General features: G+C 46.9%; 13 protein-coding genes. 8 read left to right on the top strand and 5 right to left on the bottom strand.

What is annotated here, in order from left to right; translation table 11 throughout:
- Window positions 1–65 precede the first annotated feature (65 nt).
- The gene (locus R7O03_RS14535) at window positions 66–782 is read left to right on the top strand and encodes a YebC/PmpR family DNA-binding transcriptional regulator (protein WP_005374482.1); all 717 of its coding nucleotides are present in this window, start codon (window positions 66–68) and stop codon (window positions 780–782) included.
- A gap of 73 nt (window positions 783–855) precedes the next feature.
- Here R7O03_RS14535 and rodA read toward each other — a convergent pair whose 3' ends face one another.
- The gene (gene rodA, locus R7O03_RS14530) at window positions 856–1,938 is read right to left on the bottom strand and encodes a rod shape-determining protein RodA (protein ID WP_054576515.1); all 1,083 of its coding nucleotides are present in this window, start codon (window positions 1,936–1,938) and stop codon (window positions 856–858) included.
- Between the two features lie 392 nt (window positions 1,939–2,330).
- On the opposite strand from rodA, the gene R7O03_RS14525 reads away from it, so the two are divergent.
- Genes R7O03_RS14525 through R7O03_RS14495 form a run of 7 tightly spaced genes read left to right on the top strand, consistent with a single transcriptional unit; the run spans window position 2,331 to window position 8,963 of the window.
- The gene (locus R7O03_RS14525; RefSeq protein ID WP_038898418.1) at window positions 2,331–2,999 is read left to right on the top strand and encodes a hypothetical protein; all 669 of its coding nucleotides are present in this window, start codon (window positions 2,331–2,333) and stop codon (window positions 2,997–2,999) included.
- A gap of 9 nt (window positions 3,000–3,008) precedes the next feature.
- On the top strand, window positions 3,009–3,707 hold the full coding sequence (locus R7O03_RS14520; RefSeq protein ID WP_213966439.1) for an ABC transporter ATP-binding protein: 699 nt from the start codon (window positions 3,009–3,011) through the stop codon (window positions 3,705–3,707).
- A complete protein-coding gene (locus tag R7O03_RS14515; protein WP_050932314.1) occupies window positions 3,695–4,963 on the top strand; it encodes an ABC transporter permease in 1,269 nt (422 codons plus the stop codon). Before R7O03_RS14520 ends, R7O03_RS14515 begins: the two co-directional genes overlap by 13 nt.
- A complete protein-coding gene (locus R7O03_RS14510; RefSeq protein WP_318131799.1) occupies window positions 4,956–5,741 on the top strand; it encodes an outer membrane lipoprotein-sorting protein in 786 nt (261 codons plus the stop codon). Before R7O03_RS14515 ends, R7O03_RS14510 begins: the two co-directional genes overlap by 8 nt.
- Window positions 5,742–5,786: 45 nt before the next feature.
- Window positions 5,787–7,133 (top strand): hypothetical protein, encoded by a 1,347-nt coding sequence (locus tag R7O03_RS14505; protein WP_213966441.1) that lies wholly within the window; start codon window positions 5,787–5,789, stop codon window positions 7,131–7,133.
- On the top strand, window positions 7,134–8,156 hold the full coding sequence (locus tag R7O03_RS14500; protein WP_318131798.1) for a sensor histidine kinase: 1,023 nt from the start codon (window positions 7,134–7,136) through the stop codon (window positions 8,154–8,156).
- Between the two features lie 15 nt (window positions 8,157–8,171).
- Entirely contained in the window at window positions 8,172–8,963 is a 792-nt protein-coding gene (locus R7O03_RS14495) for a LytR/AlgR family response regulator transcription factor (protein ID WP_213966443.1), read from the top strand.
- A 134-nt stretch (window positions 8,964–9,097) separates the two neighbouring features.
- Here the strand turns inward: R7O03_RS14495 and R7O03_RS14490 are convergent, their stop codons facing one another.
- From R7O03_RS14490 to R7O03_RS14475, 4 genes are all read right to left on the bottom strand, one after another.
- Entirely contained in the window at window positions 9,098–9,592 is a 495-nt protein-coding gene (locus R7O03_RS14490; RefSeq protein ID WP_005374458.1) for a peptidylprolyl isomerase, read from the bottom strand.
- 121 nt (window positions 9,593–9,713) lie between these two features.
- A complete protein-coding gene (locus tag R7O03_RS14485; RefSeq protein ID WP_021707578.1) occupies window positions 9,714–11,375 on the bottom strand; it encodes a methyl-accepting chemotaxis protein in 1,662 nt (553 codons plus the stop codon).
- Window positions 11,376–11,550: 175 nt separating this feature from the next.
- Window positions 11,551–11,937 (bottom strand): DUF393 domain-containing protein, encoded by a 387-nt coding sequence (locus R7O03_RS14480; RefSeq protein WP_318131797.1) that lies wholly within the window; start codon window positions 11,935–11,937, stop codon window positions 11,551–11,553.
- 24 nt (window positions 11,938–11,961) lie between these two features.
- Complete coding sequence (locus R7O03_RS14475; protein WP_065275575.1) at window positions 11,962–12,756, bottom strand: DUF4344 domain-containing metallopeptidase; 795 nt, start codon at window positions 12,754–12,756, stop codon at window positions 11,962–11,964.
- Between the last annotated feature and the right edge of the window lie 148 nt (window positions 12,757–12,904).

Genomic DNA, 12,904 nt, shown 5'->3' with positions numbered 1-12,904 from the left:
ATTGAAAAGGTTTCGCTTTTTGCTAAAATCCTTCGCATTAAATTTGAATTTAGAGAGACATCCCGATGGGAAGAAGTTTTGAAGTGCGCAAAGCCTCTATGGCGAAAACTGCAGGCGCGAAAATTAAAGTTTATTCCAAATACGGTAAAGAAATTTACATGTGCGCGAAAAACGGTGGTGGTGATCCAGACATGAACTTGTCTTTGAAACACCTGATCGCAAAAGCGAAAAAAGACCAAGTTCCTGCGCACGTTATCGATAAAGCGATCGACAAAGCGAACGGTGGCGGTGGTGAAGACTACACTCCTGCACGTTACGAAGGCTTCGGCCCTGGCGGTACTAGCGTTATCGTTGACTGTCTAACAGACAACGGCAACCGTACTTTCCAAGATGTACGCCAATGCTTTGTGAAAGTCGGTGCGAAAATTGGTGTTGAGGGCTCGGTTTCTCACATGTTCGATCACCAAGCGGTATTCCAGTTCAAAGGCGACGATGATGAAATTATTCTAGAAACGCTAATGATGGAAGACGTAGACGTTACTGACGTTGAGCTAGAAGACGGTGTTATCACTGTATTCGCACCTCACACAGAATTCTTCAAAACAAAAACTGCGCTTAACGGTGCATTCCCAGATCTAACGATCGATGTTGAAGAAATCACATTCGTTCCGCAAACTCATACGCCTGTATCGGGTGAAGATGCAGAGAAGTTCCAGAAATTCCTAGATCTTCTAGATGACTGTGATGATGTTCAGCAGGTTTACCATAACGCAGAGCTGTAATTAATTCGCTCATATCGTTGTAAAAAGGCTTCCTCAGGGAAGCCTTTTTTTGATCGCTTTTTCTCAAGCAGAGCTATGCGTTACGATATTTGGAATAACACAGCGACATGATTACACCAAAACAGATACCTTGAGTTAGCATCGCCGTGCCGCCATAGCTAAAGAAGGGAAGTGGGCTACCCATTACTGGCAACAAGCCACTCACCATGCCCGTATTGATAAAAGCATACAGAAAAAAGCTCATCGCTAATGCGCCACTTACCAGCCGACTAAAAAAGTGGTCAGACTGACATGCAAGCAACATAACGCGTGCAGTAATAAACAAGTACAATGCGAGTAAGACTAAACTGCCAACAAAGCCCCATTCTTCCGCATAGGTCGAAAAAATAAAGTCCGTATGACTTTCTGGAATAAAGCCAAGTGTTCCTTGCGTAGCATTCATCCAACCTTTGCCTTTCATACCGCCTGAGCCAATCGCAATCAAAGATTGGATGATTTGGTAGCCCGAACCCAGTGGATCGGACTCAGGGTGCAAGAACTGTGTTACACGGATCTTTTGATAGGTTTCCATAACGAAGAACCATAAAATAGGTGCTAACGTTAAAATGCTCGCAATAAACCCGCAGATTATTTTCCAGCTCATGCCAGCCAAAAACAAAACGAACAATGCATAAATGATGGTAAAAACTGCACCGTCTAAATCCGGTTGTAGCGCGATTAACCCGGCAGGAATCATTGCAATAAGTAAGCAAAACGCAATTTTCCGACTGTCTGGTCGACCTCCTTCAATATGCAGCATCCAGGCGATCATGATTGGAATGGAAAGTTTGATTAGCTCAGACGGTTGAAAGCGGAAGAAGCCGATATCGAGCCAACGTTGAGAGCCATTGGTGCTATCACCAAATAAAGCGACAGCAAGTAGCAGAGCAACCGCAATAATGTAGAGATATGGAGCTGAGCGCTGATAGCTGGACGCTGGAATCGAGGACATGACCAAGATACAAACTAATGTCAGTCCGCAGCGCGCCAAATGTTTGAAGAGCATCGCCTCATTAAAGCTACTGGCACTCCAGAGAGTGAGCGAACTTAACAGCATGATCGGAATGATCGCCATGAGTAGTGGCAAATCAACTCTTGGGAAATAACGCTTATTCATTTTCAACGACCTAATAACGCACCTATTTTGAGTGCGAAAACAACTAAAACTCGAAGAGTTCAAACTATTCCGATGCTAAGAATCTCGATTTCGAAACAACAGACACCATGCAAAGGTGTGTAAGAAAGGAGAGTGCGCACTGTCTGTTATGGGTAGTTGTGGGATGGATAAATACACTAGCCTCAGATTTTAAGCCAGTGTTTTTATTGTGACTGCCGTAAAAATGTAGCGTTACGAATGAACGGAATTGTATTTTCTGTTTAAGTGAATGTCATTCATCCTCTCTCAATACCATTCACTCCGCATAATTGCCATTGGTCGCATGCACAAGCAGCGTGCGACCTTCTCCCTTAATCTGAAACCATCAAATCACGTTCAACTAAGGACAGTACATGATGGTTTCTCAATCTCGCTCAATCAAAGCTCTTAAACTGGCAAGTACGTTTATCGCCGCATTTGCACTTAGCAGCAATCTGGCTCTGGCTAATCCAAGCGAGCGCACACTCAGTCAATTCAACCAAGCGGCGCAGGGTGACTCTGGTTTAGTTGATACCGTTTACGGCGAATTATCCAAACAACTTGAAGAGCAGGGCGCAACGCCGGTGACCTTGGTTTACTTGGGCAGTGCGGAGACGTTGCAAGGTCGTGAGGCGTTTATGCCTTGGAACAAGATGAAGTTCACCGAGCGCGGTCTTGCCACAATCCAAAAAGGTTTGGACTTAATGGCGAATCAGCCATTACCACTGCAAGAGCAACAACGCTTACAAGGCTTGCCGGAATACCAGCTAGCTACCGCCATGGCAGCTACTACGTTTACCTCTCTGCCAGACATGTTCAATCACTTTGAGCGTGGCTACGAGCTGTACCTTTCTCTGCTCGATGAACCGAGTTTTAGCCAACAACCTTTCGCGGCTACTTCGTGGATTTACCGTTATGCCATTGAAGCGGCACTGCGCGCTGAAGATGTTCAACAAGCCAAAATATGGTTAGCGCAAATGGAGCAATTGGGCGACAGCAATCTAGAAACGCAAACCGCGAAAGCGCTGCTAGCGAAATATTAGGGAGGCGTCATGATTGTTTTTAATCAACTTAGCCGCGATTACGCCCTTGGCAGCCAAACGGTGCGTGCATTACGAGACGTTTCTGGTGAAGTGTTTTCCGGCGAAATGGTGGCATTGTGCGGACCGTCTGGCTCAGGCAAAAGCACCTTACTTAACGTGCTTGGCATGCTGGATACTCAATACCAAGGTCAGGTTACATTTGCAGGCAGCCCATACCCAACCGGACAAATGCAGGCGGCGAAAATGCGTCGTGAAAAGCTTGGTTTTGTATTTCAAAAATTCAATCTTGTCCCCGTGATGACGGCGTTGGAGAACGTGGCGTATCCGTTACACCTCAACGGTTTTTCAAAAGCAGAACAAACCGAGCTCGCTACACAAATGCTAGAACACGTTGGCTTGGGTGAGTTTATTCATCACATGCCCGATAGCCTATCTGGCGGTCAGCAGCAACGCGTGGCAATTGCTCGTGCGTTAGTGCACAAACCAGCGTTGGTGATTGCTGATGAGCCAACAGCAAGTCTTGATAGCCAAACTGCCAACAAGGTCATCGACATTATGAAAGGGCTTGGACACGAGCTAGGCACCACTTTTATCGTCGCCACTCACGACCCTCGCATGGCATCCCGCTGCGATCGAACCATTGAATTGGTGGATGGCAAAATTACCCAAACGTACGCAAGTGTGGAGGAGGTTTCATGGGCAAGCTAATTCCTGTTTCGGTTCGCCTTGCTTGGTTGAATCTGCAACGCAATCGCCGTCGCAGTTTATTGTCGATGCTGATCATTGCCATTGCCGTGTTTGCGTTAACCAGTGCGGGCGGTTTTGGTCTGTACACCTATGACAGTTTGAAAGAGTCGACAGCGCGCGACACGGGGCACCTGACGTTAACCACACCGGGTTACTTTGCCAAAGAAGAAGAGATGCCGCTGAGTAACGGTTTAACTCATGCGGACGACATCACCAAGCAATTGATTGGATTGAATGAAGTGCGAGGCGTGCAGCCGCGAGTTGAATTCAGCGGTTTAATTTCCAACGGCAACAAGTCATCGATCTTTATCGGCATTGGTGTTAACGAGCGCGAATTCGATATGAAAGGGCCGTTTTTAGACGTGCGTGAAGGGCAGACGCTGTCCAACATTCATGCATCGCGTTATGACCCTGCAGAGCCAGAAGTGATGCTTGGCGTTGATTTGGCGAACAACCTAAGTGTGCACGTTGGCGATTGGATTACCTTGCTGGCGACCACTACCGACGGCGCATTGAACGCGTATGACTTCAAAGTGCGTGGTATCTATTCAACTGGCGTGCCTGAGCTTGATAAACGCCAGTTGTACGTGCACATCAACAGCGCGCAATCGCTGCTCGGTTCAGACAAAGTCAGTGCGTTATCTGTCTTCCTGTTCGACACCAGTTTAACTAACCAAGTCGAGCAACAAGTGGCTTCGGTTCTGAGTAAGCAAAAACAGAACTTTGGTGATCAAGATATTGAGATTACGCCTTGGCAAGAGCGCGCGTTCTTCTATCTCAAAGTGAAAGATTTGTACGATCGTATCTTCGGCATCATGGGTGCAGTAATGGCGCTGGTGGTCTTTGTTGCGCTGTTCAACACCATGACTATGTCGGTGACTGAGCGCACCCGTGAAATCGGCACCTTATCGGCTCTTGGTAGCTACCCTCGCGAAATTATTGCTGGGTTCTTGCGCGAAGCAGGGTTACTTGCGGTGATTGGTAGCTTAATCGGCGCTTTGTTTACGGCGCTAGTCACCGTCTTACTGATGGTCGTGGATGTGCAAATGCCGCCACCGCCAGGACGCACAGAAGGTTACCCATTAACGATTTACTTCTCTTGGGAGCTGGTAGCTATAGCAGGATTTGCAGTATTGATGATTTGTTTGGTTGCGGCGTTTTTCTCGGCACGCAAAGGGGTGAACAAGCCAATTACGGAGGCACTGATTTATGTTTAATTTCAAATCACTATTACCAATTTCATTGCTGACGGTAACTGGCGTTGCAAGCATGAATGCCAGTGCGAATGAAACTGCGCTAGATGCACTGCAAGTCGCGCAATTGATTGAAAAAGCCGACAGCTACCGCTTGCAAGATGATTCCTCCAAAGTGGTGTCACTGGTGCGCTTATATCAAGACCAAGAGTTAGATAAAACCCGCCTTTACCATGTGTACACGCGTCCAAATCGTGAATCGTTGGTGGTGTTCAAATCGGCAGTCGAAGCTGGGCAAAAGATGCTGATGATGGGCGATAACTACTGGCTGCAAATGCCAAAGAGCCGCCGCCCGATTCGCATTACGCCAATGCAGAAGCTGCTTGGTGAAGCGTCTATCGGCGACATCTCAACCCTGACGTGGAGCCAAGATTATCAAGGTGAATGGAAAGCGACAGAAACTGTTTCGGTGAACGGAGAGAGTGTCGCGGCTTATCACCTTGCCTTAACCGCGAAAACCAAAGGGGCGAGCTATCAGAAGATCGACTTGTGGTTGTCTGAGCAAGATGCGTTTCCAATTAAAGCCGATCTCTACTTGCGCTCTGGCAAACTCGCCAAGCAAGCGCAATACGGACGCGCAACCGACAATGGCGAAGACTATGTCAGTGAGATGACCTTGCTTGATAGCATTCAGCCGAGCAAAAAGACCGTTATCGAGTATCAAGAAATCGTGCCTTGGCAACTGGACAATAAGTTCTACAACCCAAGCTATCTGCCTAAAGCCAATACGACTCAGCTTTAGCCTGAACTCCGTAAATAGAACCATGAAAACGAGCAAGGAAGTTACATGAAATCGCACCAGCCTAACCTTAACAAAAGCACCAGTTTGTTGCTTGCTGCCTCATTGTGTGTGGGCGCGTCAGCCCCTGCTTTTGCCAATGATGAGCTGAGTTTTGAGTGGGATTGGGCTGTCAGCTACGAAACTGCCAAGCAGCGTGATAGGGCATTTATGCAAGCGCAGGGCAGTTCTCGTGATTCACTTAATGCACTCTTGGATGTACAGGTGAATTATCACAACTTCAATGGCTTGTTTGCTCTGTATAGCCAAGGTTTGTACCTCAATCAACAAGGAAAGAGTGATTGGTGGAGTGAAGCTGATAACCAATTGCTGATTCGAGAGCTGGCTTGGCTAGGGGAGTGGCAAGTCGGTGATACCACTCTTGATGTGAGTTTGGGTAAGTTGCGCGTGGATTGGGGCGTAGGTTATGGCTACCGACCTTTGGATCTGTTTAAGCCTTATCGACAAAATCCTGTTGGCATAGTCGCAGAAGAGGGTGCGGGTGTGTTTTCACTCTCACGCTACAATATGGCAGGCGAGTGGACAGTGATTGCAACGGATTCAAGCTGGGGGCAACAAGACCAGAGTGCACTTGATCAAGCCGCAGAGCAGCAAGGTGTTGGTATTCGTCGTTATGCGCTGGTGGGTGATACCGAGTATCAACTTATTGGTTATTACGATGATGTGCGCCGAGGTTTACTTGGCGCCAGTGCCATTGCGGTGTGGGATGAATCCATCGCCATGCACGGTTCCATGCTGTGGCAAAAGCAAAGTGTTGGCTATCAGTTTCAGCAGGGTGATCTTTACCAACCCGTTTCGGTTGAGGAGCAGGGCAGCGCATTCCAAGCCTTAATTGGATTGAACTGGGCAAACCAAGCTGGACACAACGTGATTGCCGAATATTGGTACGACAGCCGTGCATGGTCGAAAAGCGAATGGCAACAAGCAATAGAGCGCGGCGAATTACTCTCTCAGATCCCTGATCCTAACAACTCTCTATTGGCTAGCAGCGCTCTACTTGCGACAAGCTACGCCCAAGGGTTTCAGCATGCCAATATCGTTCAGCATAACGTAATGCTGCACTGGAGTTGGGATGTGGAAGCGTGGGCTGCATGGAACGGCAAAGCAGATATGGGCTGGCTAATTGATGTAACCCCCACGTTGGATGTGATGTTGTCGCCACAAGATGGCGGTGTGATTGTCACGCAGTGGCTTAACTACCAATGGATTGATACCGGCGATCAAAGTGTAGAAGTGGAAGTTGCCGCACGCTTTTTAACCGGAGACGACCAATCTGCTTACGCACAAATCAATGATAAGCATATGATTGTATTTAACATCAAAGGGAAATTCTAAATGTGTTCAGCAAAATCAGTGGTGAAAAGTGGATGGCCGCGTAGCTTATTAGTGACCACGGCATTTTGTCTCTTTATCGCAGCAATGACGCTCTCGGTTTGGGGCGGTCCATTTTACATTCATGTGGCGGTTAGCTTTGGATTTGGCTATTCGGCTATCTTCTTCTCATGGTTGATTGACCGTTTGTTTCCAATCATCCCACGTATGATAGAAGTGGTGTGTTCGCTTGTTGCCTGTTTATTGTTTGGGGTGATTAATGCGCAATTTTGGCTCGGAGAGTATTTTGGTATCTCCGATATGATCCCTGTTGGCTTAATGGGATTACTGTTTAGCGGTATGTGTTATTTCTATTTTTACTCGCGTGAGAAAGAGGCGGTTGCTCAACGAGAGTTGGAAGCCATCAAGCGCGAGAAAGCAGAGCAAGATCGTGCGCTCTTGCTGAGTCAGCTTAAGCAGATGCAAAGCCAGATTGAACCGCATTTTCTATTCAATACCTTGGCGAATATCAGCGCGCTCATGTCGCAAGATGTCGATAAAGCCAAGCTGATGCTAGAACAGTTGACCGCGCTGCTGCGAGCAACGCTAAAAAGCTCACGCGAAGAACACACCACCATAGACAATGAAACGGCGTTACTTGAGGCTTACTTAAGCATCCAACAAACCCGTTTAGGTGACCGACTCAGCTACAAGATTGAGGTGGAAGAGGGTTTGGGCAGAACCGAATTACCGCCGATGATGCTCCAACCTTTAATCGAAAACGCCATCATCCATGGTATTGAGCCAAAGCGTGAAGGTGGCGAAGTGAGTTTGCAGATCAAGCGCGAACAACAGAACTTGAAGATTGAAATCAGAGACACGGGTGTTGGCTTGAATCACGTTAGTGGGCACATGGGCTCTGGCGTCGGTTTAAGTAATCTCAAGCAGCGAGTTGAAGCTTTGTTCGCAGGGCAAGGAGAGGTTTCTATCAGTGAGTCTGCTCAGGGTGGCGTATGTGTTCGCCTGAGCTGGCCAATGGAATCGTAATCAAGGAAGAAAGGAATGAATACAGGGTTTACTGCCATTATTGCTGATGATGAACCGCTATTGAGGCGTCATCTTGATAAAAGCCTAGCTGAAGTGTGGCCAGAGCTAGAGGTAATAGCCAAAGTTGCCGATGGTGAACAAGCGTTGCAAGTCATTGAGCAAAACCAGCCTGACATTGCGTTTCTTGATATTCGTATGCCAGTTCTGGATGGCATGACACTAGCGCAAAAACTCAATCAACTCGCCAATCCACCTTTGATTGTGTTTGTCACTGCGTACGATGATTACGCCATCAAAGCCTTTGAACAAAATGCCGCCGATTATTTGCTCAAGCCTATCTCGGATGAGCGCCTCCTGACGACGTGTGAAAGAGTGAAAGCACGCCTTGCTAAGCGAGAACAAGAAAGCAGTAATGTGCAGATGAGCAGTCTGTTAGAACAGTTGCAGCAATTATCCGCGCCACAAACGCCGCAATATCTTCAGTGGATCAAAGCGACGCAAGGGGAAGATATTCATCTGATTGCTACGTCTGATGTGTTGTATTTCAAAGCGGAAGAAAAATACGTTTCTGTATATGCCCAACAAGGACAAGGCAAAGTGCAGGAGTATTTGATTCGTACATCGTTGAAAGAGTTGATAGGGCAGCTTAACCCAGAACAGTTCTGGCAAGTGCACCGTTCAAGCGTGGTGCAAGTGTGCAAAATTAGCAAAGTAAACAAAGACTTTGCTGGCAGAATGTTTGTTCACGTTGGAGAAACTAAACTCGCTGTGAGCCGTGCATCTCAAAGTTTGTTCAAAGGGATGTAATCGCTAGAACTGCTCACTCTTTACACTGTAAACTCGCTGCTCATTTGTTTCAGCAACAAAAAGCGCCTAGATCATAAGACATTAGGCGCTTTTTTCGTTTTATAGTGATGACCTCTCCGAAGAGGTGAGTGTGCTTATTCGCTGATTGTCACTTTCTCAATAATGATTGGATCGCATGGCACATCATCATGACCAAGCTTAGAGGTCGTTTTTACTTTGGCGATGCGATTTACAACATCCATACCTGCGGTCACTTTACCAAACACCGCGTAGCCCCAGCCCAAGTTGGTGGTTGCAGTGTGGTCTAGGAAATCATTGTCTTCCAAGTTAATGAAGAACTGTGCCGTTGCAGAGTGCGGTGCATCGGTACGCGCCATTGCGATAGTGCCAACAAGGTTCTTTAGACCACGGTTTGCTTCGTTCGCAATCGGTGCACGCGTTGGCTTTTCTGCCATGTCTTCGGTGTGACCGCCACCTTGGATCATAAAACCATCGATAACGCGGTGGAAAATGGTGCCGTCGTAGAAGCCATCTTCACAGTATTTTTTGAAGTTCTTTGAACTAACTGGCGCTCGTTCTAGGTTCAGTTCAATCTCGATGTCACCGAAATTGGTGGTCATAATAATCATCTGGTTTTGCCCTTGTGGGTGCTAAGTTGGCGGCATTATAGCTAAGTCGTATGAGGATAGCAGAAATAAAAACAGCGACGTTTGGCGTCGCTGTTTGCATAGTGAATGGGTGAGGAAAGCGTTAAACCGTAAAGCGACCGACCAAGTCGTACAGCTCGTTAGCTTTGTGGTTAAGGTTGCCACTGCCTGCACGGTTTTGGTTGGCAAGGTGTGCCGATTGGCTGCTTTGTTGAGAGATCACTTCAATACGTTGTGAAATCTCTTGCCCAACTTGGCTTTGCTCTTCGGTTGCCGTTGCGATCAGCGTGTTCATGTCCATGATGTTAGCAATTGCGGCTTGGATTTCTTGCAGTGCGGCAGAGGCTGCTCGTGCTTCTTCAACCGTTGCTTCACCACGCGCTTGGCTTGAACCCATGGCTTTCACTGCTGCATCCGAGCCAGACTTCAACTGCTCAATCATTTGGTGAATTTCGCCTGTGCTGTCTTGAGTGCGACTCGCCAGTTTACGGACCTCATCGGCAACGACTGCGAAGCCGCGACCTTGTTCGCCTGCACGCGCTGCTTCAATGGCTGCGTTCAGTGCCAATAGGTTGGTTTGTTCGGCGATGTCTTGAATCACTTCTAGCGAAGAAGAAATGTTCTGTACATCGCTTTCTAAACGAGAAATCACCGTGCTGGCTTCCGACACCTCTAGCGCGAGCGCTTCAACAGAGTTTGCTGCGGAATCAACAATGTGTTTCGCTTGCTGTGAATTTTCGTCGGCGTCTCTGGCTGATTGCGCTGCTTGGTTAGCGTTGTTTGAAATCTCGTGCGCCGTTGCTGTCATCTCGGTCATTGCCGCTGCGACTTGTTCGGTCTCTTCACGTTGACCAGAAGCTAATTCATCCACTTGCGATGCACGCTGTGACATCTCGTTGGTCTCTGAAACCACTTCTTGTCCTACGTGGCTAACGCTCTTGATTATGCCTTGTAGGCTTTCAACGAAGATATTGAAGTTACGGCTAAGTTGGGTGAACTCCGGCACGCTCGATTCTTCCATGCGCGCGGTTAAATCTGCATCGCCTTGTGCGAAAGAGTGAATTGAAGCATCAAACTGCTCAATAGGCTTCATGATGCTGCGGTTAACAAACACGGCAAAGACTGCAACTATCGCTGTAATCGAGGCACAAAACAGGGCTATCGCAGTTAGTGTGGTGTTGAGATCTTCGTGTGCGGCTTTTTCCATGTCTGCCACAATGGCGTCGATATCGTCCGTGTAGAAACCCGTTCCTAACATCAAGTCCCATTCAGGAATAAAGACTGAGTAGCTGAGTTTCGGTAGTGCTTCACTCTGACCGAGTTTCGGGAAGTAATAAGTCGTGAACTCACCAGTTTTGGCATTTTTTAGCAAATCCTGAATCAGGTAATTGCCTTTCTTGTCCTGCAAGTTATAGAAGTTTTCCCCGATGCCTTTGGTGTTTTTACCCACCACGACGCGAACGCCTTTTGAATCATAACCAAAGATGTAGCCGGATTGACCAAACTCTAGTTGTTTCAAGATAGGCAGAGCCTCTTCCAGTGGGGCATTTTGTGCGAGTAGCGGTTCGACAGCGGAACGCGCCATTTGTACGTAACTTTTGAGTTCGGCTTTTTTCATCTCCATCATTCGACTTCGAGTTTGCTCAATCTCGTGCTCGTTGTAGGCCGTGGTTTGTACGTAGGTGAACCACATCATGCCTATTGCCATAGTTAGAATTGGAATTATTGAAAGGATATATAGTCGTTTTCTGATCGTCAGATTCATAGAGACGTCCTTCTCTCGGCGCAGCGTTACAAGTGACAAGCTGAATAAGCTTGCCTGATAAAAGTGTTAATACTTATTGTTGTAATGCTTAGAGATTAACCGAGTTAATCAATCAGAAGTACTGGAAATTTGTAAATCTAGACGAAGGTCGTAGCATTTTTAAGCGGGATCACAATTAACGTGAACACGACCCACTATTGCAACGAGAAGTCCCTGTTAACCAATATGAGACGCGATACCTATTCTTTGCGAATTTGAGGTAAAGCCAGTCAGCAACAGGTTTAACGAGGCGCCAACGCAGTGGAGCGTAGAGCCAACCGCGACCAACTAATTGCCACGCACGATGAGTCACGTCCAACCCAAGCAGAAGCTCCCCCTTTTCGTTGAGGGCGTGCAAAATGGTGTTGGCTTGTTCAGGATCGATCTGCGGATAATCTGCGAATGTACCACTATAGATATCGACGGTTTTGATGTGCTGCTTGGAATTGCGTTGTTTTAGCGCCTTCATCTCTTTGGCACAAAGCGGGCAGGTTCCGTCATAAAATATGGTGAGTTTTGTCATTGCGGTCTTCTTATTTGAGATTTTCTAATCGCTTTTACGTGGCGAATTTTCTTTTGGTTCATTGTTTTGCAAGTAATGCAGCCAATTGTCGCGAATGTTGCCGTAATTGAATTGGCAGAACTCTTTGCGATCACGCAGGTAGTCTTTTTCTACTTCATCGAGTAAGGCTTTGTATTGCTCAGGATCACTACCGTACACCAAACATAACGTTGAAAAGTAACGCTGCAAATCAAAGCTGTGTTCGTCAATGTACTCGCCAAAATCGTAGTAGTCCGGTCTGTCGTCGGATTCGAATGCGAACATGTCGGCGGCGCTAATGGCCATATCTGCGCCATCTTCTAGGAAGTCAATCATTAAAATAGTGGCAAAATTATCGACCGCATCTTCTTCTTTTCCGAGAACAGGGATGCTTTGATCTTCGATGTAAGCATGTCCAGCTTCATGAAGTAAAGTGTGCAATAACGTATCTAGCGCCCCTGTTTTTGGGGATTTTCCGAAGCGTTCTTCATACTGATTATTGGAGAAGTAATTGAGCGACTCCAAATAAAAAGTGTAAGGAACGTATATTGTGTGTGTATCAGGATCATACATTGGACCATCTTCTCCGCCGTAAACCAGCGTGAGAGCTTTATCAAATGGAAAGTAGGCCTGAGATAGCTCAGCAAAGATGGTGTTTACATCGCTGCTTTGAATAGATTGTTGGGCTATTTTTTCATGAGTTGTCTCTACGGGAGAATATTGAATACGAATGTTTTCAGCTGCTGTAGCTGATGAGGCTATGCTGAGTAATAGCGCAGGGCAAAGCGAATGAATGTTCATGTGGGACTCTTGTTATTGAATAACTTGTATAAAAAATTATACATGTTTTTGTCTGATGCATAGTTGGGGTTGTACTCATTAGCCAAAGTCGGGACGTCGGTCTCGAAAAGCAATCATGATAACATCGCATATTTCGGCTGCTTGGTTC

The organism is Vibrio sp. Vb2960 (assembly GCF_033337665.1).
GTDB classification, from domain to species: Bacteria; Pseudomonadota; Gammaproteobacteria; order Enterobacterales; family Vibrionaceae; genus Vibrio; species Vibrio alginolyticus.
This window is presented reverse-complemented; position numbering and strand designations above follow the sequence as displayed.